We start from the raw sequence: 26,437 nt of genomic DNA, 5'->3' as shown, positions 1-26,437 counted from the left end.
TCCCCGGCCCGCCGGCCGTGCCCCGGGGTGCGGCCGGCGGGCCGGGGACGGGAGGGCGGGGCTTTCCCAGCGGGGTTCTTCCGGACGGGGCCGCGCCGGGCGGGACTGCGCCGGGCCCCGGAGGCGCCCGGCTCAGTCCCGGGGGGCCAGGTACGCCAGCAGCTCGCCGTGGAGCAGGCCGTTGGACGCCGCCGCGTCGCCGCTGAGCAGGCCCTCCCGGCCGTCCAGCCCGGTGAACGTGCCTCCGGCCTCCCGGACCACGATCGCGTTCGCCGCCATGTCCCACAGCGACAGCTCCGGCTCGGCGCAGATGTCCACCGAACCCTCCGCGACCATCATGTACGGCCAGAAGTCGCCGTATCCGCGCGTGCGCCAGCACGCCCGCGACAGATCCAGGAAGCCCTCCAGGCGGCCCCGCTCCTCCCAGCCGCCCAGCGACGAGTACGCGAACGAGGCGTCCGCCAGCCCCGCGACCTTTGACACCCCGATGCGCGTCGCCGACTCCGGACCGGAACCCGTGTACGCGCCCAGGCCCCGCGCCGCCCACCAGCGGCGGCCCAGCGCCGGGGCCGACACGACCCCGACCACCGGCCGGTGGCCGCCCTCGCCGTCGTCCTCCGTCAGCGCGATCAGCGTCGCCCAGACGGGCACCCCGCGCACGTAGTTCTTGGTGCCGTCGATGGGGTCGACCACCCAGCGGCGCGGGCCCGCGCCCTCCACCCCGTACTCCTCGCCGAGGATCGCGTCGTCCGGCCGGGCCCGCTGGAGGTGCTCGCGGATCAGCTCCTCGACGGCCCGGTCCGCCTCGCTGACCGGCGTCATGTCCGGCTTCGTCTCCACCTTGAGGTCCAGGGCCCTGAACCGGTTCATCGTGGCGGTGTCCGCGGCGTCCGCCAGCACATGGGCGAGACGCAGGTCATCGTGGTAGTCGGCCATGCGCCCGACTCTATCCGGGCCCGCCCGGCGGCACTTGGCGGCGCCGCTCCCGGCGCGGGCACGGCGGCGGGAGGTCCGGGCGGCGGAGTTCCGGGCGGCGGCCGGCCCGTACCGGCCGCCGCCCGGCTCCGGGGCCGCCCCGGCGCGCCCCGGCCGGGTCCGTCAGTCGCCCTCGTGCCGCTCCCGGGTCGCCAGCAGACGCCGCAGCGAGTAGAGGCGCGACTCGTCCGCGTGCCCCTCCTCGACCCAGGCGTCCAGCGCGCAGTCCGGTTCGTCGTGGCCGCAGGCACGCGGGCAGCCCGCCGTGCCCGGCTCCAGGTCCGGGAAGGCGTGGATCACGCGCGACGGATCGACGTGGTTCAGCCCGAACGACCGCACGCCGGGCGTGTCGATCACCCAGCCGCCGGCGCCCGCCAGCGGCAGGGCCAGCGCCGACGTCGTGGTGTGCCGTCCGCGTCCCGTCACCGCGTTCACATGCCCCGTCGAACGGCGCCGGTCCTCCGGTACCAGCGCGTTCACCAGCGTCGTCTTGCCCACGCCCGAGTGCCCCACGAACGCCGTGGTGCGGCCCGCCAGGTGCTCCCGCACCCGGTCGGCCGCCGCCCCGTCGTACAGCTCCTCACGGCTGGTCACGACGTACGGGATGTCCAGCGCGCCGTACAGCTCCAGCAGCTTCCCGGGCGGGGCCAGGTCCGACTTGGTCAGCACCAGCAGCGGCGTCAGGCCGCCGTCGAACGCGGCGACCAGGCAGCGGTCGATCAGCCGCGGCCGGGGTTCCGGGTCGGCGAGGGCCGTCACGATGGCGAGCTGGTCGGCGTTGGCCACCACCACCCGCTCGTACGGGTCGTCGTCGTCCGCCGTGCGGCGCAGCACCGACGCGCGCTCCCCGATCCGCACGATCCGGGCCAGGGTGTCCTTCGCGCCCGACAGGTCCCCGACGAGCGACACCCGGTCGCCGACCACCGCCGCCTTGCGGCCCAGCTCCCTGGCCTTCATGGCCATGACCGTGCGGCCCTCCACCAGGCAGGTGATCCGGCCCCGGTCCACGGTCAGGACCATGCCCTCCGCGGCGTCCTCGTGCTTGGGGCGGATGCTGGTGCGGGGCCGGTTCCCCTTGCGGTTGGGACGGACGCGGATGTCGTCCTCGTCGGCGTTCCTGCCGTAGCGGCGCATGTCGTTCAGGCCCCGACCGCGAGCATCCCGGCCCACATCCGGGGGAAGTCGGGCAGGGTCTTGGCGGTCGTCGCCACGTTCTCGACACGCACCCCCTCGACCGCGAGGCCGATCACGGCGCCGGCGGTCGCCATCCGGTGGTCCTCGTACGTGTGGAACACGCCGCCGCGCAGCGGGCGCGGCCGGATGCGCAGGCCGTCCGCGGTCTCCGTCACGTCGCCGCCCAGGGCGTTGATCTCCGCGGTGAGCGCCGCCAGCCGGTCCGTCTCGTGGAGCCGCAGGTGCGCCACGCCGCGCAGCGTCGACGGGGAGTCCGCCAGCGCCGCGACGGCCGCGATGCCGGGGGCCAGTTCGCCCACCTCGCCGAGGTCCACGTCGATGCCGTGGATCCGGCCCGAACCGGTGAAGGTGAGGCCGGCGTCCGTCAGCTCGCAGGAACCGCCCATCTCGGTGAAGATCTCCCGCAGCGCGTCGCCGGGCTGCGTCGTCCGCGCGGGCCAGTCGGGGATGGTGACCCGGCCGCCCGTCACCAGGGCGGCCGCCAGGAACGGCTGGGCGTTCGACAGGTCCGGCTCGACCACCAGGTCGCGGCCGAGCAGCGCGGACGGGGAGACCCGCCACACGTTCGGCTCGCCGCCCGTCTCCGGCTCGTCCACCTGCGCGCCCACCGCGCGCAGCATGTCCACGGTCATCCGGACGTGCGGCGTCGACGGCAGCCGCGAGCCCGTGTGCCGCACCTCGACGCCCTGGTTGAAGCGGGGAGCCGACAGCAGCAGCGCGCTGACGAACTGCGAGGACGACGAGGCGTCGACCTCGACCTTCCCGCCGTCCAGGGCGCCCCCGCCGTGCACCGTCATCGGCAGCGCGCCCCGCCCGCCGTCGTCGATCCGTGCGCCCAGCACGCGCAGGGCGTCGATCACGCCGTGCAGCGGCCGCTCGTACGAGCGGGCGTCGCCGTCGAAGCGGACCGGGCCGTCCGCCAGCGCCGCCACCGGCGGCAGGAACCGCATGACCGTGCCCGCGTTGCCCACGTCGACCGAGGCCGGGCCGTGCAGGCCCGCCGGGATGACCCGCCACGCCTCGCCGCACCCGTCCGGGGCGCCCGCGCCGGCCGAGCTGGACGACACCGTCTCCTCGATGCCCACGCCCAGCGCGCGCAGGGCCTCCGCCATCAGCAGCGTGTCCCGCGACCGCAGCGGGCGGCGGAGCCAGCCCGGCTCGGAGGCGAGGGCGGCCAGGACCAGGGCGCGGTTCGTGACCGACTTGGAACCGGGCACGGAGACGGTCGCGTCGACCGGGCCGCTCGCGTACGGGGCGGGCCAGGGATCGGGGTGCGCGGGGATGTCGGTCATGCCTCTCACTTTAGTGGGCCGGGCGGATCACAGGCCGAGCAGCCAGCGGCCCCCGCCGACCAGCGAGGAGAGCGAGACGGAGTAGAAGAGGAACATCCACATCGCCGCCGGGGCGTGGGTGAGCCGGGCGAGCTGGTCGGCGTCGGAGTCCCGCGCCTCCCCCCGCCGCCGCCTCGCCCGGAGCTCGAACACCGGCCGCACCCCGCCCAGCAGCAGGAACCACACCGCGCCGTACGCGAACGCCGCCTGCACCTCCGGCTCCGTCAGCCACGACACCAGCAGGAACGCCCCGCCCGTCACCACCACGGCCAGCACCCCGTACGCGTTGCGGACCATCGGCAGCATCGCGGCCAGCAGCGCCGTCGCCACCCACAGCAGCAGCGTGATCCGGTGCGCCGCCAGCAGCCAGGCACCGCCCAGCCCCAGCAGCGACGGCGCCGTGTACCCGGCGGCCGCCGTGAGGATCATGCCGAGGCCGGTCGGCCTGCCCCGGCTCACGGTCAGCCCGCTGGTGTCCGAGTGCAGCCGGATCGCCTCCAGCCGCCGCCCGGTGAGCAGCGCCACCAGCGCGTGGCCGCCCTCGTGGGCGATCGTCACCGCGTTCCGCGCGGGCCGCCACAGCGCCCTCACCGAGGTCGCCAGCAGCGCGGCCGCCCCGGTCGCGGCCACCAGCCACAGGCCGGGCGGGGACTGGGTGCCCAGGACGTCGTCGAGGATGTTCGCGGTGGCCATGGGGACGGCTCCTCGGGGGTCGCGGGGACGTGGCAGTCTTGGTGGTATGTGCGGACGTTACGCGGCCGGCCGGAGGCCCGGGGAACTCGCCGGGATCTTCGGCGTGGAGAAGTGGGAGCCCGAGGAGGCCCTGGAGCCCGACTGGAACGTCGCCCCCACCAAGGAGGTGTACGCGGTACTCGAACGCCCCCTGAAGGACACCGACGAACCCCGCCCGGTCCGCCAGCTGCGCCCCCTGCGGTGGGGGCTCGTGCCGTCCTGGTCGAAGTCCCCCGAGGGCGCGGCCCGGATGATCAACGCCCGGGCCGAGACCGTCCACGAGAAGCCCGCCTACCGCCGCGCCTTCGCCGCGCGCCGCTGCATCCTCCCCGCCGACGGCTACTACGAGTGGGTCACCGGCGCCGACGAGCGGCAGCGGGAGGTCGAGGGGAAGCGGAAGCGCCCCCGCAAACAGCCCTACTTCGTCACGCCCGCCGACGGCTCCGTCTTCGCGATGGCCGGGCTGTACGAGTTCTGGCGCGACCCGACGCTGCCCCCCGACCACCCGGGGGCCTGGTGGGCGACCTGCTCGGTGATCACCACCGAGGCCGAGAAGGACCCCCTCGCGGTGGCCCCCGCCGAGGGCCCCCGCTCGCTCGCCGACATCCACCCGCGGATGCCGCTCATGCTCACCGAGGACCGCTGGGACGCCTGGCTGGACCCGGCCCGCACCGACACCGGGGAGCTGCGCGCCCTGCTCGCCCCGCCGCCCGGCGGCCTGATGCGGGCGTACCCGGTCCCCACCGCCGTCAGCAACGTCCGCAACAACGGCCCCGAGCTCCTGACGGAACTCGACGCACCCGAAGAGAGCACCCTCTTCTGACCGGCCCCGGGCCGCGCGCGCGGAGGCGGACCCGCGCGCCCGCGAGGAGCGGCCGCCGGATCGTCCGCGACTGGTCCGCGACGGACCGGCGGACCCGCGCGCCCCCGGGGAGCGCCCGGGTCCGGCGCCGCGCCGGACCCGGGCGCGCGAGGATGGCCCCGTGACACAGCAGACCGAGACCGTTCCCACGGGCGCCGGCGACGCCCGGATCACCTGGTACCCCGCCGGGCCCGGCGCCCGGTTCGTCGTCGCCCTCGGCCACGGCGCCGGGGGCGGGATCGAGGCCCGCGACCTGCGGGCCCTCGCCGCGCACCTGCCGCACGCCGCCGCGGCCACCGTCGCCCTCGTCGAGCAGCCCTGGCGCGTCGCCGGCCGGAGGCTCGCGCCCGCCCCGAAGACCCTCGACGCCGCCTGGCGCGACCTGTGGCCCGCCCTGCGGGCGCCCGGCGCGCCCGTCGTCGCCGGGGGGCGCAGCGCCGGGGCCCGGGTCGCCTGCCGCACCGCCCGCGAACTGCAGGCCCACGCCGTACTCGCCCTGGCCTTCCCCCTGCACCCGCCGGGCAGGCCCGAGAGGACCCGCGCCGGCGAACTCCTCGGCAGCGGCCTGCCCACCCTCGTCGTCCAGGGCGGCAACGACCCCTTCGGGAGGCCCGGCGAGTTCCCCCGCGGCGGCCACCGGGTCGTGGAGGTCCCCTGGGCCGACCACTCCTTCGCCGTACCGAAGCGGGCCGCCACCACGCAGGAGGACGCCCTCGGGAGGATCGCCGGAGAGGTCGCGCGGTGGCTCGACGGCCTTCCGGGGTGAACCGGGGACCCTCCCGGGTGAGCCGGGGTCCTTCCCGGGTGAACCGGGAATGAGGAGCGGCTCCCCGCTGTTGTCCCGACCGTCGGTCGACGACATCAGGCCAGGAGAGGGAGTCCGTCGCATGGGTTCGACCATCTGCCCGAGCCGGTCGCGCACCACCGGGCTGGACTGGACGGTGCTGTCCGGACCGGCTGCCGGGTCCGCCCGGGTGACGGGCGACGACAATCGGCGGAGACGGCCGGCGGAGGGTCGACTATCCTCCGATTCGAGCGGGTCCGCACTCGGTCTCGCCGCGGCGCTGGAGGAGGTGGGTCCGGTCACTGGGACCGACAGGGGGTCCGTCGAGGACCCCGGGGAGACGGACGGCGAGCGCAACGCGCGCTTCGAGCGGGACGCCCTCGGCTACCTCGACCAGATGTACTCGGCCGCCCTGCGGATGACGCGCAACCCGGCGGACGCCGAGGACCTGGTGCAGGAGACGTTCGCCAAGGCGTACGGCTCGTTCCACCAGTTCCGCGAGGGCACCAACCTGAAGGCGTGGCTGTACCGCATCCTCACCAACACCTTCATCAACTCGTACCGCAAGAAGCAGCGCGAACCCCAGCGCAGCGCGGCCGAGGACATCGAGGACTGGCAGCTCGCCCGCGCCGAGTCGCACATGTCGACCGGTCTGCGCTCGGCCGAGTCCCAGGCCCTCGACCACCTCCCGGACTCCGACGTGAAGGCGGCCCTCCAGGCGATCCCCGAGGAGTTCCGCATCGCCGTCTACCTGGCCGACGTCGAGGGCTTCGCCTACAAGGAGATCGCGGACATCATGGGAACGCCCATCGGCACGGTGATGTCCCGGCTCCACCGTGGACGCCGCCAGTTGCGCGGCATGCTCGAGGACTACGCCCGCGAGCGCGGACTGGTCCCCGCCGGCGCCGGAGAGGCCACGGACGATCGGAAGGGCTCGGGGTCATGAGCTGCGGAGAGCCACACGAGACGGACTGCTCGGAGGTCCTGGACCACCTCTACGAGTTCCTCGACCGCGAGATGCCCGACAGCGACTGCACGAAGTTCGAGACGCACTTCGAGGAGTGCTCGCCGTGCCTGGAGAAGTACGGGCTCGAACAGGCGGTGAAGAAGCTCGTCAAGCGCTGCTGCGGGCACGACGACGTACCGAGCGACCTGCGCGCGAAGGTCATGGGGCGGATCGAGCTGATCCGGGCCGGGGAGGCCGTCCCCGACCAGGACGTCTCCGCGACCGCCCAGGAGTGACGGCACGGCACCCGGAGGGACGGGGCGCCGCAGCGGGAGGCCCCGCGGCGGCGCCCCGTCCCGTGTACGCCCCTCGAAGGCGCCGGCCGGGCCGCCCCCGCCGCCCCCGGTCCCGGCACGTCCGGCGGGTCGCGCGGACCGCCCGCGCCTTCCGGGCCGCCGTCCGCGCGTAGGACGACCCGTCCGGGGAAACCGCCCCCCGGGAGGCCGTCCGGACGCCGGGCACCCCCGTCCGCGGGGCCGCCGCGGGGCCACCGCCCCCGCGGCGGCGGAATCCCTGGTCGGAGCCGTCGCCTACGGGCGGCGTCGGGGGGCCGGCCCCGGGGTAACCCATGGGTAATGAGCGGGCGCGCGACCGGGCATGGTTGGATGCCAACGAGAGGGTGTCCGGGGGCAGTGACCTTCAGCGACCGGCAGGCGGGAATCGTGAGGATCTTCGGGAAGGTACGGCATCGGCCCTCCGCCTCGTGGCGGCAGGCCACCGACCGCGCGTTCACGCTGATCGGGGACGGGCGGTACGAGGACGCGGGCGCGCTGCTGACGCGCGCCGCCGACCTGGAGCCCTGGCTCTCCGAGTCCTGGTTCAACCTGGCGCTGCTGCACAAGTTCCGGCACGACTGGGAGCAGGCCCGCGCCGCCGGGCTGCGCGCGGTCGCCCTGCTCGACAAGGGCACCGGGACGCCCGACTGGTGGAACGTCGGCATCGCCGCCACCGCCCTCCAGGACTGGCCGCTCGCCCGGCGCGCCTGGCAGGCGTACGGCCTGAAGGTGCCGGTCGGCGAGGCTCCCGGCGGGGAGCCGACCGGCATGGAGCTGGGCAGCGCCGCCGTACGGCTGTCGCCGGAGGGCGAGGCCGAGGTGGTGTGGGGCCGCAGGCTCGACCCGGCCCGGATCGAGGTGCTGTCGATCCCGCTGCCCTCGTCCGGGCGCCGCTGGGGCGAGGTCGTCCTCCACGACGGGGTGCCCAACGGCGAGCGGACCACCGCCGCCGGGCACAGCTTCCCGGTGTTCGACGAGATCGAGCTGTGGGCACCGTCGCCCGTGCCGACCTGGGTGGTGCTCCTGGAGGCCGCGACCGAGGCCGACCGGGACGCCCTGGAGCGGCTGGCCGCCGACGCCGGGTTCGCCGCCGAGGACTGGTCGTCGTCGGTGCGGCTGCTGTGCCGCTCCTGCTCCGAGTCGCGGATGCCGAGCGCCGAGGGCGACGGCGAGCACCTCGACCCGCACGACCACAGCGAGCCGGGCCACCCGGGCCCGCTCGGCCACCGCACCGCCGGCGACCTGTGGGTGCCGGAGCGGGAGTGCGGCATCGCCGCGCCGGCCGGACTGGTGCGGGGACTGCTGGACGGCTGGGTCGCGGACGGCCCGGACAGCCGGGAGTGGCGCGATCTGGAGGAAGTCTGCTGAGGCCCGCCGCGCCGGGCCCGTAGGCTGTACGGGCACATCGCAACGGGTACCCAAGGGAAGGCGCGAGACCGGACATGGCGCAGCAGGAGACGGACCAGCAGGGCTACGACGCCCTCCCCGTGGACGACGAGGGCTTCGTCGTCGACACGGAGAACTGCGAGGAGCGCGAGCGGGCGTACCGCGAGCGCGGTACGTCGCGCCCCATCACGGTCGTCGGCAACCCCGTGCTGCACAAGGAGTGCAAGGACGTCACCGCGTTCGACGACGAGCTGGCCCGGCTGGTCGACGACATGTTCGCCAGCCAGCGGACCGCCGAGGGCGTGGGCCTCGCCGCCAACCAGATCGGCGTCGACCTGAAGGTCTTCGTCTACGACTGCCCCGACGACGAGGGCGTGCGCCACGTCGGCGTCGTCTGCAACCCGGTCCTGGAGGAGCTGCCGCCCGAGCGGCGCGCCCTGGACGACTCCAACGAGGGCTGCCTGTCCGTCCCCACCGCCTACGCCTCGCTCGCCCGGCCCGACTACGCGGTCGTGCGCGGCCAGGACGTCAAGGGCAACCCGATCAAGGTGCGCGGCACCGGCTACTTCGCCCGCTGCCTCCAGCACGAGACGGACCACCTGTACGGCTACCTGTACATCGACCGCCTGTCGAAGCGGGACCGCAAGGACGCCCTGCGCCAGATGGCCGAGGGCACGCCCCGCTACCCGGTCGTCCCCAACGACTGACGCGCCGCCGCGCCGGGGCGCGGGCCCGCCCGCGGGCCGCGCCCCGGCCCGCCGCCTCCCGCTCCCGCCCGTCATCATTCCGTCATCGAGTGGCCGAATTCCGTTGCCGTAGGGTCGGTTGACGCGCGTCAACCGGCACGCGAGTCTCTGCGTACACCGCTCACAGCAGGGAGACGCAATGCTGAGACGCACGGCACGCCTTCTGTTGGCCATGGTCATGGCCGCCGTCGCCGGCCTCGCCGGGGTCGTCGCCACGGCCGGGCCCGCCCAGGCCGACGACTGCTACACCTGGTCCCGCACCCTCTCGCAGGGCGCGACCGGTTCCGACGTCACGCAGCTCCAGATCCGGGTCGCCGGCTACCCCGGCTACGGCGCGGTCCTGGAGATCGACGGCTCGTACGGCCCGGCCACCACCGCCGCCGTCAAGCGCTTCCAGGCCGCCTACGGGCTGACCGCCGACGGTGTCGCCGGCCCCGCGACCTTCAGCAAGATCTACGCGCTGCAGGACGCCGACTGCACCCCGATCCACTTCAGCTACGCCGAGCTCAACCGCTGCAACTCCGACTGGTCCGGCGGCGCGGTGAGCGCGGCGACCGCCAAGTCCAACGCCCTGCGCGCCATGTGGAAGCTGGAGGCCATGCGGCACGCCCTGGGCGACCAGTCCATCACCGTGACCAGCGGTTTCCGCTCGTACGCCTGCAACAACGCGGTCGGCGGCTCCTCCACCAGCCGCCACCTGTACGGGGACGGCGTCGACCTCGGCGCCGGCCCGCACTCGCTGTGCAAGCTGGCCCAGCAGGCCCGCAACCACGGCTTCAACGGCATCCTCGGCCCGGGCTACCCGGACCACAACGACCACACCCACCTCGACCACCGGTCCAGCCGCTACTGGTCGGCGCCCACCTGCGGCATCTGACCCGCGGCACGGCGGCCCGCACCCCCGCGAGGGAGGGGGTGCGGGCCGCCGCGCGTGGGGAGCCGGCCGGTCAGAAGTCCTCGTCCAGGTCCACCGAGCCCTCGACGGCGACCTGGTACGCGGACGGGCGCCGCTCGAAGAAGTTCGTCAGCTCCTGGACGCCCTGCAACTCCATGAAGGCGAACGGGTTCTCCGAGCCGTACACCGGGGTGAGGCCCAGCCGCGTCAGGCGCTGGTCGGCGACGCACTCCAGGTAGGCGCGCATCGACTCGGTGTTCATGCCCGGCAGGCCGTCGCCGCACAGGTCGCGGGCGAACTGCAGCTCGGCCTCCACGGCCTCCTTCAGCATGTCCGCGACCTGCCGCCCGAGTTCGTCGTCGAACAGGTCCGGCTCCTCCTTGCGGACGGTGTCCACGACCTCGAACGCGAAGCCCATGTGCATCGTCTCGTCCCGGAACACCCAGTTGGTGCCTGTGGCCAGGCCGTGCAGCAGGCCGCGCGAACGGAACCAGTAGACGTACGCGAAGGCGCCGTAGAAGAACAGGCCCTCGATGCACGCGGCGAAGCAGATCAGGTTCAGCAGGAAGCGGCGCCGGTCGGCCTTCGTCTCCAGCCGGTCCAGCTTCTCCACCGAGTCCATCCACCGGAAGCAGAACGCGGCCTTCTCGCGGATGGAGGGGATGTTCTCCACGGCGGCGAACGCGGCGGTCCGGTCCTCCGGGTCGGGGAGGTAGGTGTCGAGCAGCGTCAGGTAGAACTGGACGTGCACGGCCTCCTCGAACAGCTGGCGGGAGAGGTAGAGCCGGGCCTCGGGCGAGTTGATGTGCTTGTAGAGCGTCAGCACCAGGTTGTTCGCGACGATCGAGTCGCCCGTCGCGAAGAACGCCACCAGCCGGCCGATCAGGTGCTGCTCGCCGGGGGTCAGCTTCGCCAGGTCCGCGACGTCCGAGTGGAGGTCGACCTCCTCGACGGTCCAGGTGTTCTTGATGGCGTCCCGGTACCGCTCGTAGAAGTCCGGGTAGCGCATCGGGCGCAGCGTCAGCTCGAATCCCGGGTCGAGGAGGTTCGGGGTGCGGGTGGGGCTCGTCACTGGCAGGCCTCGCAGGACTCGGGGTTCTCAAGGGAGCAGGCGACGGCGTCCGGCTCGGACACCTGCTGGACGGGGACGGGCACGGTCGCCGCGGACGCGGCGCGGGCGATGCGCGTCGCCGGGCGGGAGCGCAGGTAGTACGTCGTCTTCAGGCCCTGCTTCCAGGCGTACGCGTACATCGACGACAGCTTGCCGATGGTCGGCGTCTCCAGGAACAGGTTCAGCGACTGCGACTGGTCCAGGAACGGCGTCCGGGCGGCGGCCATGTCGATCAGGCCGCGCTGCGGGATCTCCCACGCCGTGCGGTACAGCTCGCGCACCTCGGCCGGCACCCAGGTGAAGCCCTGCACCGAGCCGTTCGCCTCGCGCAGCGCCTCGCGGGTCTGCGCGTCCCACACGCCGAGCTCCTTCAGGTCGTCCACCAGGTACGAGTTGACCTGGAGGAACTCGCCCGACAGCGTCTCGCGCTTGAACAGGTTGGACACCTGCGGCTCGATGCACTCGTAGACGCCCGCGATGGACGCGATCGTCGCGGTCGGCGCGATCGCCAGCAGCAGCGAGTTGCGCAGGCCCACGGAGGCGATCCGCTCGCGCAGCGCCGCCCACCGCTCCGGCCAGGCCGGCTCCACGTCGTAGTGGTCGGGGTGGAGCACGCCCCGCGCGGTGCGGGTCTTGTCCCAGGCGGGCAGCGGGCCGCTGCGCTCGGCCAGGTCGGCGGACGCCCCGTACGCGGCGAGCATGATCCGCTCGGCGATCCGGGTCGACAGGGCCCGCGCCTCCGGGGAGTCGAACGGCAGCCGCAGCTTGAAGAAGACGTCCTGGAGGCCCATCACGCCCAGGCCCACCGGGCGCCAGCGGGTGTTGGACCGGGCGGCCTCCTCGGTCGGGTAGAAGTTGATGTCGACGACCCGGTCGAGGAAGGTCACCGCGGTGCGGACGGTCTCGTCCAGCCGCTCCCAGTCCATGCCGCCGCCGGTGACGAACGCGCCCAGGTTCACCGAGCCGAGGTTGCAGACGGCGGTCTCCCCGTCGTCCGTGACCTCCAGGATCTCGGTGCACAGGTTCGAGGAGTGGACCGTGTGGCCCGGCTCGGCGGTCTGGTTGGCGGTGCGGTTGGCGGCGTCCTTGAACGTCATCCAGCCGTTGCCGGTCTGCGCGAGGGTCCGCATCATCCGGCCGTACAGGTCGCGGGCCGGCATCGTCCTGCGGGCCAGGCCCCTCGCCTCGGCGGCCCGGTACGCGGCGTCGAACTCCTCGCCCCACAGGTCGACCAGCTCGGGCACGTCCGACGGGGAGAACAGCGACCACTCGGCGTCGTCGCTGACCCGGCGCATGAACTCGTCGGGGACCCAGTGCGCCAGGTTCAGGTTGTGGGTGCGGCGGGCGTCCTCGCCGGTGTTGTCGCGGAGCTCCAGGAACTCCTCGATGTCGGCGTGCCAGGTCTCCAGGTACACCGCGGCGGCGCCCTTGCGGCGGCCGCCCTGGTTGACGGCGGCGACCGACGCGTCCAGCGTCTTCAGGAACGGCACGATGCCGTTGGAGTGGCCGTTGGTGCCGCGGATGAGCGAACCGCGGGCGCGGATGCGGGAGTACGACAGGCCGATGCCGCCCGCGTGCTTCGACAGCCGCGCCACCTGGTGGTACCGGCCGTAGATGGAGTCCAGCTCGTCCTGCGGGGAGTCCAGCAGATAGCAGGACGACATCTGCGGGTGGCGGGTGCCCGAGTTGAACAGGGTGGGGGAGGACGGCAGGTAGTCGAGGCGGCTCATCAGCCCGTACAGCGCCTCCACCTCGCCGAGCGCGCGGTCCGAGTCGTCCTCGGCCAGACCGCAGGCGACGCGGAGCAGGAAGTGCTGCGGCGTCTCGACGACCTTGCGGGTGATCGGGTGGCGCAGCAGGTAGCGCGAGTACAGGGTGCGCAGGCCGAAGTAGCCGAAGCGGTCGTCGGCCTCCGGGTCGATCACCGCGTCGAGCCGCGCGGCGTGGCGGGCGACAAGGTCGGCGGTCCGGTCGGCGATGAGCCCCTCGCGGTGACCGGCGGCGACCGACGCCGAGAACGCCACCGCGCCCTGCCCGGCCGCCTCGTCGGCGATCGTGCGGGCCAGCAGCCGGGCGGCGAGCCGGGAGTACGCCGGGTCCTCGGCGATCAGGCCGGCCGCCGCCTCGGTGGCGAGCTCCCGGAGTTCGGCCTCGTCCGATCCGGCGTGCCGGCCGCGCAGGGCCGCGGCGGCGACCCTGCCGGGGTCGGTGTCCGGGAGGTCGGCGGTGAGGTCGGTCAGGGTCCGCAGCAGCGCGGTCCCGGGAGCGTCGGCTTCGGCGGCTGAGACCGGATCCGCTGGCGCGATGGTCACGTGGGGGCTCTCCCTCGCTCGGCTCGGGGCCCCGCGCGGGGCGGCGGCGGGCGGGCGCGCCCCACCCCGGGCACGGGGGCGTGCGTGACCGCGTCCACCGGCCCACTCCGCGAGGCCCGGACGTCTGGGCACCCGGGCCGGACGGTCCGGGCGCGCTGCGGGCAGGTCGTCGGACTCGCGGGTACGCGAAGGGCACACCGGTACACCGTTGCGGGACAGTTCCGGAATCGCACCGGATTCCCCTGCTGCGACAGCGAGGACGAGCATACATGTGGGGGGATCCGGATACGGAACCCCCCACATGTTGTGTCAGAGTGTCAGCTCGTATGCCAGGAGGGGCAGACCGGGAAGGGGTTCCCAGTCCCGCCGCGGGACCCGCGCGAAGCCCATCCGGTCGTACAGCCGCCGGGCGGCGCGGGCCTCCGGGACGACCGACAGGACGAGCCGCGCGCACCCCTCGCGGGCGCGCGCCCGGTCCGCGCACGCCCGGACGAGCGCCTCGCCCACGCCGCGTCCGCTCGCCGCGCCGGACACGGCGAGCATCCGGAACTCGGCCTCGTCCGGGCCCGCGATGTCCGCCCACGGCCTGCCGCCGGACGGTACGAACGTGACCCCGCCGAGGAGGGTGCCGTCCGGATCGGCGGCGACGAGCACCTCGGCCTCGGCGGCCCGGCGCGGCACGTCGCGCAGCAGGTCCAGGTACGGGTCGTCGGCCCCGTGGGTCAGCAGCCCGCCGTCGAGGTAGGCGCGGGCGCAGATCTCGCCCAGGGCGGCGTGCTCGGCGGGGCGCACGGGGCGCACGGCGAAGCCGGCGGAGGGTGGCGCGGGAGGCGGTACGGAGGTCGGGGTGGTGGTGGCGTCCATGAGAGACAGTCTGCCCCGCCGGTTGCGCGTAATGCGTTCGGTATTACGCTGGAGTCATGACGCCGAAGACGATCAGTTTCCGCACCGACTCCGACACGCACCGTGAGCTGGAGATCCTGGCCGAACTGAGAGGCGTCACCGCGTCGGACGCCATAAGGCTGGCCATCCACGAGGCGTACGTACGGGAGCAGTACCGCCGCGCGGCGGACGAGTTGGCCGAATGGCGGAACGATCCGGCCTACCAGGCGGAACTGGCCCAGGTGAGGGCGGACATGGAGGACATCCGTGCGTGGTGACGTCCACCGGCTGCGCGCCCGCAGGGACGCGGTCGGCCGGGAGCAGCGCGGTACGCGGTACGCGGTCGTCCTGCAGACGCAGGCACTTCTCACCTCCACCCTGATCGTCGCCCCGACCTCGACGAGCGCGGCACCCGGCCTGCTGCATCCGAAGCTGGACATGGACGGCACGCCCACGGTGGTCCTGGTGGAGCAGATGGCGGCCGTCGACCCGCAGCGGCTGGGCGACTTCGCGGGGCGGGTCGATCCCGAGGAGTGGGACGAGATCGAACACGCGGTCAAGCTGGTGCTCGGATTGCTCTGAGGACGGCCCGGACGGCCGGAACGGACACCGGCGGGGCCCCGCACGGGGCCCCGCCGGCTCATGTGCCGTGGGTCAGTGGCCCGTTCCCACCTTGGGCAGTTCGGGGGTGACGCCCGGGTCGCCCGCGTCGGCGGTGTAGTCGGACTCCGCCGTCTCGTCGACGCCCTCCGGCGCCCCGGCCGCCCGCAGCGCGAACGTCAGGACGACCGTGACCAGCAGGTTCAGCAGGAACGCGGTGAGGCCGATGTAGCCGATCTCGCCGATGCCGGGGATCTGTGCCGCCGAGCCGCCGAAGTGCTTCTGCGTGGGGCTCGCCACGTTGTACGCGGTCCACGTGCCGTACACCATGCCGACCGCCCAGCCGCCGAGCAGCGCCCAGCGGTGGAACCAGCGGGTGAACAGGCCGCCGACCAGCGCGGGGAAGGTCTGGAGGATCCAGATGCCGCCCAGGAGCTGGAAGTTGATGGCGACCGTCTTGTCCATCGTCAGGACGAAGGCGAGCGCGCCGACCTTCACCAGCAGCGACACGATCTTGGAGACCTTGGTCTCCTGCTTCGGGGTGGCGTCGGGCTTCAGGAAGTCCCGGTAGATGTTGCGGGTGAACAGGTTCGCCGCGGCGATCGACATGATGGCGGCCGGGACGAGCGCGCCGATGCCGATCGCGGCGAAGGCCACGCCCGTGAACCAGTCCGGGAACATGTCCTCGAACAGCTGCGGGATGGCGAGCTGGCCGTTGTCCACCTTGATGCCGGCGGCGATCGCCATGAACCCGAGCAGGGCCAGCAGGCCCAGCATCAGCGAGTACAGCGGCAGGATCGTCGTGTTGCGGCGGATCACGTCGCGGCTGCCGGACGACAGGGTCGCGGTGATCGAGTGCGGGTACATGAACAGCGCCATCGCCGAGCCGAGCGCCAGCGTGGCGTACGTCCACTGGCCCGCCTCGCCCGGCACGAGCGCCCCGCGCGGCTTGTCGGTCGCCGGGTTGACCTGGCTGAACGCGTCGCCCGCCGCGCTGAACACCGCGTCGAAGCCGCCCAGCTTGATCGGGATGTAGACGATGGCCACCGCGATGACCAGGTAGATCAGCGTGTCCTTGACGAACGCGATCAGCGCGGGGGCCCGCAGCCCGGAGGAGTAGGTGTACGCCGCGAGCACGCCGAAGGCGATGAGCAGCGGCAGGTCCCTGACGAACCAGTGCGTCGACTCGCCGCCGCCGACGCCCATCACGTCCAGCACCGCCTGGATGCCGACCAGTTGGAGCGCGATGTACGGCATCGTGGCGAGGATGCCGGTGAGGGCGACCGCCAGCGACAGGCCCTTGGAGCCGAACCGGCCGCGCACGAAGTCGGAGGTGGTGACGTACCCGTGCTTGTGCGACACCGACCACAGGCGGGGCAGGAAGATGAAGATCAGCGGGTAGACGAGGATCGTGTACGGCACGGCGAAGAAGCCGGCCGCGCCCGCCGCGTAGATCGCCGCCGGGACGGCGACGAAGGTGTACGCCGTGTACAGGTCGCCGCCGAGCAGGAACCAGGTGACCCAGGTGCCGAACGACCGGCCGCCCAGGCCCCACTCGTCCAGGCTGTGCTCGTTCTCGGCCCTGCGCCAGCGGGCGGCCATGAAGCCGAGGACCGTGACGAGCAGGAAGAAGAAGACGAAGACGGCGAGCGCGACACCGTTGACACCGTCCTTCACCGCCGCGCACCCCCGTCCTGGGAGGAGCGGGCCCGCTGGTCGCGGTGCCACAGCTTGTACGCCACCATCGTCAGCGCGGTCGACAGCACGACCCACAGCATCTGGTACCAGTAGAAGAACGGGATCCCGGCGAGCGCGGGCTCCGTCCGCGCGTAGGAGCCCACCCAGAGCATCGCGACGAACGGGGCGGCCAGGCAGAGCGTGATCACCACCCGGACGGGTGTGACGACCGGTTGTTTCCCTCGTACCGCCTCGGACATGGCGCACCGTCCCCTCGTGATCAACCGTGGATGCGGTGAATCTAGGGGAGAGTCCGGCCGTAGGGAACCCGTCACCAGATAACGGTGTGACTGCGGTCACCACGGTTGCCCCTGCGGGCGGAGTGACCGCCGTGGCCGGGGCCGCTACCCGTCGACGGGCCGCCTCAGGCGCGCCACGAACTTGTAGCGGTCGCCCCGGTACACCGACCGCACCCACTCCACGGGGGCGCCGTGCTCGTCGATCGAGTGGCGGGACAGCATCAGCATGGGCAGGCCCACGTCCGTGCCGAGCAGCCCGGCCTCGCGCGGGGTGGCCAGCGAGGTCTCGATGGTCTCCTCGGCCTCCGCCGGGCGCACGCCGTACACCTCGGCCAGGGCCGCGTAGAGGGAGGCGTACCTGCCCAGGGAGCGGCCCAGCGCCGGGAAGCGCTCGGCCGACAGGTGCGTCGTCTCGATGGCCATCGGCTCCCCGCCGGCCAGGCGGAGCCGCTCGACGCGCAGGACGCGCCCGCCGGGCTCGGTGTCGAGCAGTTCCGCGAGGGCGTCGTCGGCGGTGACGTACCCGATGTCCAGCAGCCGGGAGGCCGGCTCCAGGCCCTGGGCCCGCATGTCCTCGGTGTACGAGGTGAGCCGCAGCACCTGCGAGACCTTGGGCTTCGCCACGAACGTGCCCTTGCCCTGGATCCGCTCCAGGCGCCCCTCGGCCACCAGCTCCTGGAGCGCCTGGCGCACGGTGGTGCGGGAGGTCCCGAACTCGGCGGCCAGGGCGCGTTCCGGCGGCACGGGCGTGCCGGGGGGCAGCGTCCCGGTCATCTCCAGCAGGTGGTGCTTGAGCCGGTAGTACTTCGGCACACGAGCCGCGGGGGCCTGTGCGCCGTTCCCGGACGGGAGTCCGCCCGTGGTCCCGGTACCGCCACCGTCCGTGGCCATGACCCGCCTCTCCGACTCCTGTGCCGCCGTCACCGGCGCCCTCCGTCCGCCGCGGCCCACGTGACGGACGGACCGGTCACGGGTCGCCGCCCCTCCTCGGAGGGGGCCCCGCGGCGGGTGCGACAGCTCCCCTTATACACCCCAGGCCCCCGCGAGGACCCGGGTCTGACCGGGCCGGCGGCGACCGGTCCGGGCCGGCCGCCGGACACGGGAGACGAATGCGGACCCACCCCCCGCGAGGCCCCGTACCGATGTGGAACCGGACACACCGCACGTCTGTGAGCTGGCACCTTTCCCGCGCGGCCCGTACCGCGGGTTCCGGAGCGGCGGCGAGCCCGCTTATCCTGCTGCCCGCGCTCGACCCCCGATCGCCCCGCCGTCCCGGCCCGCCGGGAACCGGGCCGCGGAGGGCCGACCGCCGCCGACGGCACGCGGACGCGGGCCGTCGCGTCGGCGCACGGCATCGGGCGCGGCTCCGTCCCCGCGATCGCGGCGGACGCCGACGCCGCCCGCGTCGGCGGCGGCCCGGCGGGCGAGGAGACCGTACCGGCCCGCGCGNCGCGCGGGGGGAAGCGGTACGGACCGGTGGACTGCCCGAGGTGCGGCCGGCCGGCGCGGGTGCGCCCCGCGCCGGCCGGCCGCACCGGGCCGGGGGGTCGGCGCGGGGCCGGGTGCGGCGGTGCAGGAGGGGACCGCGCCCGGCGCCGCGGTCGGTCCGGCGGCGGGCCGTGCGCCGCGCGTGACGTGACGCCGGGTCAGGGGCCCGCGCGTCTCCGGTTCTCCTCTCGTGCGACGTGCCTCCCGGTTCCAGCGCCGCTGCGGGCGGCGCCGTGTCCGCCGTGCGCGACGCCCGGCGCGGGCCCGCGCGGGCCCGGTTCACCACCCCTGCCAGGACGGCTTGTGGGCGTGGGCGTGGCGGAAGTAGTCGGCGAGTTCCAGCCGGGTGGCGGCGGCCTCGTCGACGACGACCGTCGCGTGCGGGTGCAGTTGGAGCGCGGAAGCCGGGACGCGGGCGGCGACCGGCCCCTCCACGGCCCGTGCGACCGCCTCGGCCTTCCTCTCCCCGGTGGCCAGGAGGACCAGGTGGCGGGCCTCCAGGATGGTGCCGACGCCCTGGGTGACGGCGTGGCGCGGGACCCGGTCGACGTCGCCGCCGAAGAACCGGGCGTTGTCGGCCCGGGTCCGCTCGGTGAGCGCCTTGACGCGGGTGCGGGAGGCGAGCGACGAGCAGGGCTCGTTGAAGCCGATGTGCCCGTCCGTGCCGATGCCGAGCAGCTGGAGGTCCACGCCGCCCGCCTCGGCGAGCGCCCGGTCGTACGCCTCGCACGCCGCCCGCACGTCCCCGGCGGTGCCGTCCGGGCTCAGGAACGAGCCGGGGTCCAGACCCAGCGGCTCCACGACCTGCCGCAGCACCGTGGAGCGGTACGACTGGGGGTGCCCGGCGGGCAGGCCGACGTACTCGTCGAGCTGGGCGATCCGGGCGCGCGAGACGTCGAGGGAACCGGAGCGGACCATGGCGCCCAGGGCGTCGTAGACGGGCAGCGGGGTCGAACCGGTGGCCACGCCGAGCAGGGCGTCGGGCTTGCGGCGCAGGAGGTCCGCGATCGCCTCCGCGACGAGCGCGCCGCCCGCCCCGGCGTCCCGGACGATGACGACTTCCATGCTGCACCTGCCGATCCGGGAGGGGAAACCGCACGGAAAGAGGTATAGACCAAGCTAGCAGGGGTGTCCCTCGCCGGGAACGCTCCGGCATCCGCCCGACGGACGGGCGGCCGTCCCCGGGCCCCGTCGGGGAAGCAGGGCGCACGGGGCGATCGGGGCGGTCGGGCACGCCGGGAGGATCCGTCCGGTTCCGGAGGCACCCGCGGGCCGCGGCGCCGCGACGGGACCCTCGACCCGTCCGGCACCGCAGCCCGGAGTGGTGACGGCCGGGGTGTGCGGTCCCTCGGCCGTGAGTGAGGCCTCGGCGCGGTCGGGGCGGAGAGCGCCGGAGCCTCGGTCCGTCCTCCTGTGCGGGGAGGGCGGAGGTCTTCACTCGATCGTGGGGCGGACCGGCCCCCACCCGTCCGGCGACGGAGGGGACCACCGCTCCATCCTCCACCACGGACCGGCAAAGCACCAGGCCCGGCCGCACGAGTACGCTCGCAGGCGTGCCCTCCATGAACGACCTCGTCCGCCAGCACACCGCCCTCGGCGAGTCCGACCTCGAGTGGCTCCACCTGCTGGTCTCGGAGTGGCAGCTGCTCTCCGACCTCTCCTTCGCGGACCTCGTGCTGTGGGTCCCCACCCGCGACGGCGCCCGCTACGTCTCCGTCGCGCAGATGCGCCCCAACACCGGCCCCACCTCCTACCAGGACGACATGGTGGGCCGCCTCGTCCCCCGCGGCCGCCGCCCGCTGCTCGACGCCGCCCTCGACGAGGGCCGCATCGTGCGCGAGGGCGACCCGGAGTGGCGCGAGGAGGTCCCCGTACGGGTCGAGTCGATCCCCGTACGGCGCGAGGGCCGCGTCCTCGGCGTGATCGCGCGGAACACCAACCTGCTCACCGTCCGCACCCCCTCCCGGCTGGAGCTCACCTACCTCCAGTCCGCCTCCGACCTGGCCCAGATGATCGCCGCGGGGACCTTCCCCTTCCCCGAGCAGCAGGTCGACATGGACGCCTCGCCGCGCGCCGGCGACGGCCTGATCAGGCTCGACGCGGACGGCGTCGTCCAGTACGCCTCGCCCAACGCGCTCTCCGCGTACCACCGCCTCGGCCTGGCCGCCGACCTGGTCGGTCAGCACCTCGGCCAGATCACCGCCGAACTGGCGCCCTCCCGCGGCCCGGTCGACGAGGCGCTCGTCAAACTGGCCAGCGGCTACGCCCCGCGCGAGACGGAGGTCGAGGGGAACGGCGGCGTCATCCAGCTCCGCGCCATCCCCCTCAAGCCGAAGGGCGCCCGGATCGGTTCGCTCGTCCTGCTGCGCGACGTGACGGAACTGCGCCGCCGCGAAAGGGAACTGATCACCAAGGACGCCACCATCCGGGAGATCCACCACCGGGTGAAGAACAACCTCCAGACGGTCGCCGCGCTGCTGCGCCTCCAGGCCCGCCGGATCGACTCCGACCGGGGCCGGGAGGCCCTGGAGGAGGCGGTGCGACGGGTCGGCTCGATCGCCATCGTCCACGAGACCCTCTCGCAGAACCTGGACGAGCGCGTCGAGTTCGACGACATCGCGGACCGGGTCATCTCGATGGTGGCGGAGATCTCCCCGGGCAAGGTGGCCTGCCGGCGCAACGGGCGCTTCGGCATCCTCGACGCCGAGGTCGCCACCCCCCTGTCCATGGTGCTCACGGAGATCCTGCAGAACGCCCTGGAACATGCCTTCGCCCCCGCCGGGCAGGGTGCGGTCGAGGTCACGGCGGTCCGCGGCGAGGGCCGCGACGCCCGGCTGCTGATCACCGTCCAGGACGACGGCCGGGGCCTGCCGGAGGGCTTCGACCCGCAGCGCGGGGGCAACCTGGGGCTGCAGATCGTGCGGACGCTGGTGGAGGGGGAGCTGGGAGGGACCTTCACGATGCGCCCGGCTCCCGGCCGGGGGACGCGGGTGGTGCTGGACGTCCCGGTCCGCGCGCAGAAGTAGCCCCGGCGCCGGCGGCCAGGGGATCGGACGGCAGCGAGCCCCGGACCGTTTCCGTACGGTCCGGGGCTCGAATGCTGTGGGTTACTGCTGCGCGCTGCTATTCGGGAGGCGCGGTGGCGGTGCTCAGGCGCTGGCGTTCCGCGCCCGGTTACGGGCGGCGCGGCGCTTCATCGCACGACGCTCGTCCTCGCTGAGGCCGCCCCAGACGCCGGAGTCCTGACCGGACTCGAGCGCCCACTGCAGGCACTGCTCCATCACGGGGCAGCGACGGCAGACGGCCTTGGCTTCCTCGATCTGCAGCAGCGCAGGACCGGTGTTGCCGATGGGGAAGAACAGCTCGGGGTCTTCCTCACGACAAACGGCGTTGTGACGCCAGTCCATGGCTGCTACCTCTCCTTGGTGTTGCATGCAAGTTGCTTGTGAATGTGAACGCTTTCACGAATCCCCCCGCAAGTGAAGGGCCGACTGCCAGACGGACTGGTGTGGTCCCGGATTGAGGAGGGGTTCTGGCTCTCAGTGGAGGCCGGTGCTGCGGGCCGTCCCGATCGCCAGGTAGAGACTCGCAAACCTCGGCGGCGGATACAACCCCTTCCAGAAAGTTTTTTTGATTCCTCGGTGTCGACTAGGTCACAGCCGTACTTCTATGGGGTGGAGCCGGGTCCATACGTTCGAGATAAAGGATTGAGGGCCCTTCTGCTCACACAATCACACCTAGTGCACGGCGAACGCCTGTGAACGTCACGCTCATACGCAGCCCCAGGTGGTCTCCGTCCAACTGAAACGGCAGCGGGACCTTGGAATGCAAGGTGAAGTCGATCTCGTCGTGCAGGGAGACCGCGTGCCTGCCCTGCGGACCGCGCTTCGGGCCGGACAGCAGCAGCTGTGTGCCGTACCGGGCGACGGCGGGGCCGGAGAGGCTGTCCAGCCCCAGCACGTCGAGCGCCTTGTCGAAGGACGCCTCCGGTGACGCGTACACCGGCTTGTTCCCCAGGTACGTCCAGGGGGAGGTGTTGCAGACTATCGACAGCACCAGATCCTCGACCGGTGCGTGACCCGGCCGCTCCAGGGTGATCGTGCCGTGCCGCCGGTGCGGGTCCGCCAGCAGCTGGCGGACGACCTGGCGCAGGTACAGCGCGTGCGTCGACCGCTTGCCGCGCTCCCGCTGCTGCTCGACGCGGCCGATCACCCCGGCGTCGAAGCCGAGCCCGGCGCAGAAGGTGAACCAGCGGGCCGGCACGGCCTCGTCCCCGGTGCCGGGGGTGCCGGCCGCGAGGCCCAGCCCGATCGTCCGGCTCCGCCGCTCGCGCAGGGCGTCGAGGATCTCGCCGGTCGCCTCGACCGCGTCGTTCGGCAGGCCCAGGGCGCGGGCGAACACGTTGGTGGACCCGCCGGGCACCACCGCCAGCCGCGGCAGCCGCTCGGGGTCGGGGCCGTGGTGCAGCAGGCCGTTGACGACCTCGTTGACGGTGCCGTCCCCGCCCAGTGCGACGACCAGGTCGACGTCGCCCGCGTCGGCGGCCCGCCGGGCCAGGTCCCGCGCGTGCCCCCGGTACTCCGTCGTCACGGCGTCCAGCTTCATCTCGCTGGCGAGGGCGTGGATCAGCACGTCACGGGTGCGGGCACTCGTGGTGGTGGCTGCCGGGTTGACCACGAGGAGTGCGCGCATGCCCGCCAGGTTACCTACCGCGCGGTACCACTCCCGGAGGGGGCCGGGAGCGGGCGGCTACCCTGCAGGGGTGAGCAGCAGCGAACGGAACCCCGCCCCCACGTCGCGTCCCCCCCGTGTGACGGCCGCCGCGGCGGTGACCGGACTGGAGGCGCTCGCCCTCGTCGCCGGGGGCGTCTACGTCCTCGTGAACACCCTGACCGGCACCCCCGACGGCGTCACCCAGGCCCTCACCGGCGGGGCGACCCTCATCGTGCTCGGCCTCATCCCGCTGCTGGCGGCGCGGGGCCTGCTGCTGTGCCGCAGATGGAGCCGGGGGCCGGCGATCGTCACGCAGATCCTGGCGCTGCCGGTGGCGTACACGCTGCTGACGGGGGAGGGCGCGGCGGTCCCGGCGGGGATCGCGCTGGCGGTGGCGGCGGTGGCGGCGCTGGTGCTCCTGGTCCACCCCGCGACCACCCGGGCCCTGGGCATCACCGGCCGCACCCCCTGACGCCGGCGGCCCGCCGGCGTCACTCCTCCACCAGGAGCCTCTCCCGGAGCTGGGCCAGCGTGCGGGCCAGCAGCCGGGAGACGTGCATCTGGGAGATGCCCACCTCCTGAGCGATCTGCGACTGCGTCATGTTCCCGAAGAACCGCAGCAGCAGGATCCGCTTCTCCCGGGGCGGCAGGCCCTCCAGCAGAGGCTTCAGCGACTCCCGGTACTCGACCCCCTCCAGCGCCTCGTCCTCGGCGCCCAGGGTGTCGGCGACCGCGGGCGACTCGTCGTCGGTGTCGGGCACGTCCAGCGAGAGGGTCGAGTACGCGTTCGCGGACTCCAGCCCCTCCAGGACCTCCTCCTCGGAGATCCCCAGCCTCTCCGCCAGCTCGTGCACGGTCGGTGACCGTCCGTGCGTCTGGGACAGCTCGGCCGTCGCCGTGGTGAGCGACAGCCGCAGCTCCTGCAGGCGTCTGGGCACCCGGACCGCCCAGCCCTTGTCGCGGAAGTGCCGCTTGATCTCGCCGACAACCGTCGGCGTCGCGTACGTGGAGAACTCGACGCCCCGCTCCGGGTCGAACCGGTCCACGGACTTGATCAGCCCGATGGTCGCGACCTGCGTCAGGTCGTCCAGCGGCTCGCCCCGGTTCCGGAAGCGGCGCGCGAGGTGCTCGACGAGCGGCAGGTGCATCCGCACCAGCCGGTTGCGCAGCTCGGCCCGCTCCGGCGAGCCGTCCGGCAGGCCGCGCAGCTCGACGAACATCGCCCGCGCCCCGCTCCGGTCCTGCGGGTCGTGCCGCTGGTTCCTGCCCCGCCGTCCGTGCTCGCCGTCGTCCATCCGCGTCCGCTCCGCCCGCGCCCGCCCCGGCGCCTCCTCCGGGCCGCCCGCCGGGCCGTCCACCGGGTGCGGTCGCGCCTGCTGCTCCGGGATGCCCGCGACGCCCTCCGCCGCGCCCGCGGCCCGCGGGCCGCGCTCCTCGTTCCGCACCGGACCGTCCCCGTCCATCACGCCGGCCCGGGTCCCGCGCCGCGCTGTTTGTACAGGCTGATCGAGACCGTGCGGTCCTCGGCGACCGAGGAGTCGACCTTGCCCGCCAGGGCGGACAGCACCGTCCAGGCGAACGTGTCCCGCTCGGGGGCGCGGCCGTCGGTGGTGGGCGCCGACACCGTGACCTCCAGCGAGTCGTCGATCAGCCGGAAGACGCAGCTGAGGACCGACCCGGCCACGGCCTGCTGGAGCAGGATCGCGCACGCCTCGTCGACCGCGATGCGCAGGTCCTCGATCTCGTCGAGGGTGAAGTCCAAACGCGCCGCCAGGCCGGCCGTGGCCGTACGCAGCACGGACAGGTAGGCACCCGCAGCCGGCAGCCGGACTTCCACGAAGTCCTGGTTCCCGGGCTCGCCTGCGATCTGGGACACCCTCACCTCCAAGGTGGCACAAACTCGTTCGTGGGCCGGGGAGCGTGCCCCGGACCGCGCGGTACGCGAAATACGTGGTCCTCGTGACGCTACCGCGATCCGTGCCGTCGTGTCGCCGGGACCCGGACCGGTGGGCGTCACTCGTGGTGAACGTGCCGGTGCGCGAAGTGGTCAGGGGGTCGCGGCACCCAAACCCGAGGACCCGGCGGAGGGTTGACGTACCCAGGTACCGCGCGGTCGAACCGTCCGCGTCTCAGGCCCGCGGCCCCGTGTCCGGATCCGGCCGCCCGGTCACCACCGCGGCGACCGCCGTACCCGGCGCGAAGGCTCCCTCCTCCGTCAGTGCCACCAGCGCGTACAGCATCTTGGCGACGTAGAGCCGCTCCACCGGCACCCCGTGGCGGGCCGCGAAGTCCTCCGCGAACGCCTCCAGCGCGGGGCCGGTCCGCCCGTACCCGCCGAAGTGGAACCGCTCGTCCAGGCTCCACTCGCCGGCCGGGCCACCGAACGCCGCGGTCTGCAGCGCCCGCACCTGCGCGCCCAGGAAGCCGCCCTTCAGGACCGGCACCCCCAGTGCCCGCTGCCCGGGCGCCAGGCCCGCCGCCAGCCCGGCCAGGGTCCCGCCCGTGCCGCACGCCACCGCCACCACGTCCGCCCGGCCCCGCAGCTCCCGGCCCAGCTCCGCGCAGCCGCGCACCGCCGCCGCGTCGCTGCCGCCCTCCGGGACCACCACCGCGCCCTCCGGCGCGTCCGCCAGCAGCCGCGCCACCACTTCCGGGTCGCCCTTCGCGCGGTACGTCGCCCGGTCGACGAACACCAGGCGCATCCCGTCCGCCGCGCACCGCTCCAGCGACCGGTTCAGCGGTCGTCCGGCCAGCTCGTCGCCGCGGACCACGCCGACGGTCGGAAAGCCCAGCAGCCGCCCGGCCGCCGCGGTCGCCCGCAGGTGGTGGGAGTACGCCCCGCCGAAGGTCAGCACCGGCCGCCCGGCCGCCGCGGCCAGGACCGGCACCAGTTTCCGCCACTTGTTGCCCACCAGCTCCGGGTGGATCAGGTCGTCGCGCTTCAGCAGCAGGCGCAGGCCGCGCCGGGTGAACCGGTCGTCGTCGACCGGCTGCAGCGGCGAGGGCAGCCGCGGCTCCAGGACGGCGGCGGGATCGTGGGAGGTCACCCGCCCATTGTGCGCGGGGCGCGGTCCCGCGAGGGCGCGGGGGCCGTGAGGCGGACGGCCTTGTCCGGGGCGCGGGTCCGTGCGGGGGCCCGGGTCCGCGCANNNGGNCCGGGCCCCCGCAC

27 protein-coding genes and 1 riboswitch are annotated in these 26,437 nt (G+C 73.9%); of the genes, 11 read left to right on the top strand and 16 right to left on the bottom strand.

What is annotated here, in order from left to right; genetic code table 11:
* Positions 1-132: 132 nt before the first annotated feature.
* The 4 genes from hisN to MW084_RS02980 all read right to left on the bottom strand — a co-directional run bounded on the left by hisN (position 133) and on the right by MW084_RS02980 (position 4,193).
* Positions 133-936: a histidinol-phosphatase gene (hisN, locus tag MW084_RS02995; RefSeq protein WP_010469129.1), complete on the bottom strand. Its 804-nt coding sequence runs from the start codon at positions 934-936 to the stop codon at positions 133-135.
* Positions 937-1,098: 162 nt separating this feature from the next.
* Positions 1,099-2,109, bottom strand: coding sequence for a ribosome small subunit-dependent GTPase A (rsgA, locus tag MW084_RS02990; protein WP_010469130.1), 1,011 nt, complete (start codon positions 2,107-2,109; stop codon positions 1,099-1,101).
* Between the two features lie 5 nt (positions 2,110-2,114).
* Positions 2,115-3,461, bottom strand: coding sequence for a 3-phosphoshikimate 1-carboxyvinyltransferase (gene aroA, locus MW084_RS02985; RefSeq protein WP_010469131.1), 1,347 nt, complete (start codon positions 3,459-3,461; stop codon positions 2,115-2,117).
* Positions 3,462-3,488: 27 nt separating this feature from the next.
* Positions 3,489-4,193, bottom strand: coding sequence for a M50 family metallopeptidase (locus MW084_RS02980; protein WP_010469132.1), 705 nt, complete (start codon positions 4,191-4,193; stop codon positions 3,489-3,491).
* Positions 4,194-4,239: 46 nt separating this feature from the next.
* Here MW084_RS02980 and MW084_RS02975 point away from each other — a divergent pair, with 46 nt between their 5' ends.
* The 7 genes from MW084_RS02975 to MW084_RS02945 all read left to right on the top strand — a co-directional run bounded on the left by MW084_RS02975 (position 4,240) and on the right by MW084_RS02945 (position 10,168).
* Positions 4,240-5,055, top strand: a complete 816-nt coding sequence (locus MW084_RS02975; RefSeq protein ID WP_010469133.1) for an SOS response-associated peptidase — start codon at positions 4,240-4,242, stop codon at positions 5,053-5,055.
* 160 nt (positions 5,056-5,215) lie between these two features.
* Positions 5,216-5,860: an alpha/beta hydrolase family protein gene (locus tag MW084_RS02970; RefSeq protein WP_010469134.1), complete on the top strand. Its 645-nt coding sequence runs from the start codon at positions 5,216-5,218 to the stop codon at positions 5,858-5,860.
* A gap of 307 nt (positions 5,861-6,167) precedes the next feature.
* Entirely contained in the window at positions 6,168-6,824 is a 657-nt protein-coding gene (locus MW084_RS02965) for a sigma-70 family RNA polymerase sigma factor (RefSeq protein ID WP_029553342.1), read from the top strand.
* The gene (gene rsrA / locus MW084_RS02960) at positions 6,821-7,120 is read left to right on the top strand and encodes a mycothiol system anti-sigma-R factor (RefSeq protein ID WP_010469138.1); all 300 of its coding nucleotides are present in this window, start codon (positions 6,821-6,823) and stop codon (positions 7,118-7,120) included. Before MW084_RS02965 ends, rsrA begins: the two co-directional genes overlap by 4 nt.
* 426 nt (positions 7,121-7,546) lie before the next feature.
* Entirely contained in the window at positions 7,547-8,527 is a 981-nt protein-coding gene (locus MW084_RS02955) for a tetratricopeptide repeat protein (RefSeq protein ID WP_010469139.1), read from the top strand.
* A 74-nt stretch (positions 8,528-8,601) separates the two neighbouring features.
* The gene (def, locus tag MW084_RS02950) at positions 8,602-9,252 is read left to right on the top strand and encodes a peptide deformylase (RefSeq protein WP_010469140.1); all 651 of its coding nucleotides are present in this window, start codon (positions 8,602-8,604) and stop codon (positions 9,250-9,252) included.
* Between the two features lie 178 nt (positions 9,253-9,430).
* The gene (locus MW084_RS02945; RefSeq protein WP_039828863.1) at positions 9,431-10,168 is read left to right on the top strand and encodes a D-Ala-D-Ala carboxypeptidase family metallohydrolase; all 738 of its coding nucleotides are present in this window, start codon (positions 9,431-9,433) and stop codon (positions 10,166-10,168) included.
* Positions 10,169-10,238: 70 nt separating this feature from the next.
* Here MW084_RS02945 and MW084_RS02940 read toward each other — a convergent pair whose 3' ends face one another.
* The 3 genes from MW084_RS02940 to MW084_RS02930 form a co-directional block, all read right to left on the bottom strand.
* On the bottom strand, positions 10,239-11,258 hold the full coding sequence (locus MW084_RS02940) for a ribonucleotide-diphosphate reductase subunit beta (protein ID WP_010469142.1): 1,020 nt from the start codon (positions 11,256-11,258) through the stop codon (positions 10,239-10,241).
* The gene (locus MW084_RS02935; protein ID WP_010469143.1) at positions 11,255-13,609 is read right to left on the bottom strand and encodes a ribonucleoside-diphosphate reductase subunit alpha; all 2,355 of its coding nucleotides are present in this window, start codon (positions 13,607-13,609) and stop codon (positions 11,255-11,257) included. Before MW084_RS02935 ends, MW084_RS02940 begins: the two co-directional genes overlap by 4 nt.
* Before the next feature lie 143 nt (positions 13,610-13,752).
* Positions 13,753-13,897: riboswitch (cobalamin riboswitch) on the bottom strand.
* Positions 13,898-13,918: 21 nt separating this feature from the next.
* Entirely contained in the window at positions 13,919-14,473 is a 555-nt protein-coding gene (locus MW084_RS02930; RefSeq protein ID WP_010469144.1) for a GNAT family N-acetyltransferase, read from the bottom strand.
* Between the two features lie 56 nt (positions 14,474-14,529).
* Between MW084_RS02930 and MW084_RS02925 the strand changes: the two genes are divergently transcribed.
* Positions 14,530-14,769, top strand: a complete 240-nt coding sequence (locus tag MW084_RS02925) for a hypothetical protein (RefSeq protein WP_010469145.1) — start codon at positions 14,530-14,532, stop codon at positions 14,767-14,769.
* Positions 14,759-15,073, top strand: coding sequence for a type II toxin-antitoxin system PemK/MazF family toxin (locus tag MW084_RS02920; protein ID WP_010469146.1), 315 nt, complete (start codon positions 14,759-14,761; stop codon positions 15,071-15,073). Before MW084_RS02925 ends, MW084_RS02920 begins: the two co-directional genes overlap by 11 nt.
* Before the next feature lie 72 nt (positions 15,074-15,145).
* Here the strand turns inward: MW084_RS02920 and mctP are convergent, their stop codons facing one another.
* The 4 genes from mctP to nagB all read right to left on the bottom strand — a co-directional run bounded on the left by mctP (position 15,146) and on the right by nagB (position 19,620).
* Positions 15,146-16,768 carry a monocarboxylate uptake permease MctP gene (gene mctP / locus MW084_RS02915; protein ID WP_010469148.1) on the bottom strand — a complete coding sequence of 541 codons (1,623 nt, stop codon included), beginning with the start codon at positions 16,766-16,768 and terminating at the stop codon, positions 15,146-15,148.
* Entirely contained in the window at positions 16,765-17,028 is a 264-nt protein-coding gene (locus MW084_RS02910) for a DUF3311 domain-containing protein (protein WP_010469150.1), read from the bottom strand. The genes mctP and MW084_RS02910 overlap by 4 nt, the downstream gene beginning before the upstream one ends.
* Before the next feature lie 144 nt (positions 17,029-17,172).
* Positions 17,173-17,958 (bottom strand): GntR family transcriptional regulator, encoded by a 786-nt coding sequence (locus tag MW084_RS02905; protein WP_010469151.1) that lies wholly within the window; start codon positions 17,956-17,958, stop codon positions 17,173-17,175.
* Positions 17,959-18,834: 876 nt separating this feature from the next.
* Positions 18,835-19,620, bottom strand: coding sequence for a glucosamine-6-phosphate deaminase (gene nagB / locus MW084_RS02900; protein ID WP_010476181.1), 786 nt, complete (start codon positions 19,618-19,620; stop codon positions 18,835-18,837).
* Between the two features lie 497 nt (positions 19,621-20,117).
* On the opposite strand from nagB, the gene MW084_RS02895 reads away from it, so the two are divergent.
* On the top strand, positions 20,118-21,581 hold the full coding sequence (locus MW084_RS02895) for a PAS domain-containing sensor histidine kinase (RefSeq protein WP_010476179.1): 1,464 nt from the start codon (positions 20,118-20,120) through the stop codon (positions 21,579-21,581).
* A gap of 123 nt (positions 21,582-21,704) precedes the next feature.
* Here the strand turns inward: MW084_RS02895 and MW084_RS02890 are convergent, their stop codons facing one another.
* Together MW084_RS02890 and MW084_RS02885 are read right to left on the bottom strand one after the other, a co-directional pair.
* On the bottom strand, positions 21,705-21,962 hold the full coding sequence (locus MW084_RS02890; protein ID WP_003953983.1) for a WhiB family transcriptional regulator: 258 nt from the start codon (positions 21,960-21,962) through the stop codon (positions 21,705-21,707).
* A gap of 316 nt (positions 21,963-22,278) precedes the next feature.
* Positions 22,279-23,247: a diacylglycerol/lipid kinase family protein gene (locus tag MW084_RS02885; RefSeq protein ID WP_010476154.1), complete on the bottom strand. Its 969-nt coding sequence runs from the start codon at positions 23,245-23,247 to the stop codon at positions 22,279-22,281.
* A 70-nt stretch (positions 23,248-23,317) separates the two neighbouring features.
* Between MW084_RS02885 and MW084_RS02880 the strand changes: the two genes are divergently transcribed.
* Complete coding sequence (locus MW084_RS02880; protein WP_010476152.1) at positions 23,318-23,740, top strand: hypothetical protein; 423 nt, start codon at positions 23,318-23,320, stop codon at positions 23,738-23,740.
* Between the two features lie 19 nt (positions 23,741-23,759).
* Here the strand turns inward: MW084_RS02880 and MW084_RS02875 are convergent, their stop codons facing one another.
* The 3 genes from MW084_RS02875 to MW084_RS02865 form a co-directional block, all read right to left on the bottom strand.
* Positions 23,760-24,731 carry an RNA polymerase sigma factor SigF gene (locus tag MW084_RS02875; RefSeq protein WP_010476150.1) on the bottom strand — a complete coding sequence of 324 codons (972 nt, stop codon included), beginning with the start codon at positions 24,729-24,731 and terminating at the stop codon, positions 23,760-23,762.
* Complete coding sequence (locus MW084_RS02870) at positions 24,731-25,144, bottom strand: ATP-binding protein (protein WP_010476148.1); 414 nt, start codon at positions 25,142-25,144, stop codon at positions 24,731-24,733. The genes MW084_RS02875 and MW084_RS02870 overlap by 1 nt, the downstream gene beginning before the upstream one ends.
* Before the next feature lie 253 nt (positions 25,145-25,397).
* Positions 25,398-26,315: a 1-aminocyclopropane-1-carboxylate deaminase/D-cysteine desulfhydrase gene (locus MW084_RS02865; protein ID WP_010471653.1), complete on the bottom strand. Its 918-nt coding sequence runs from the start codon at positions 26,313-26,315 to the stop codon at positions 25,398-25,400.
* Between the last annotated feature and the right edge of the window lie 122 nt (positions 26,316-26,437).

Source organism: Streptomyces sudanensis, assembly GCF_023614315.1.
Classification (GTDB): domain Bacteria; phylum Actinomycetota; class Actinomycetes; order Streptomycetales; family Streptomycetaceae; genus Streptomyces; species Streptomyces sudanensis.
Note: the sequence above shows the minus strand (reverse complement) of the source record. Positions and strands in the feature narration are given on the sequence as shown.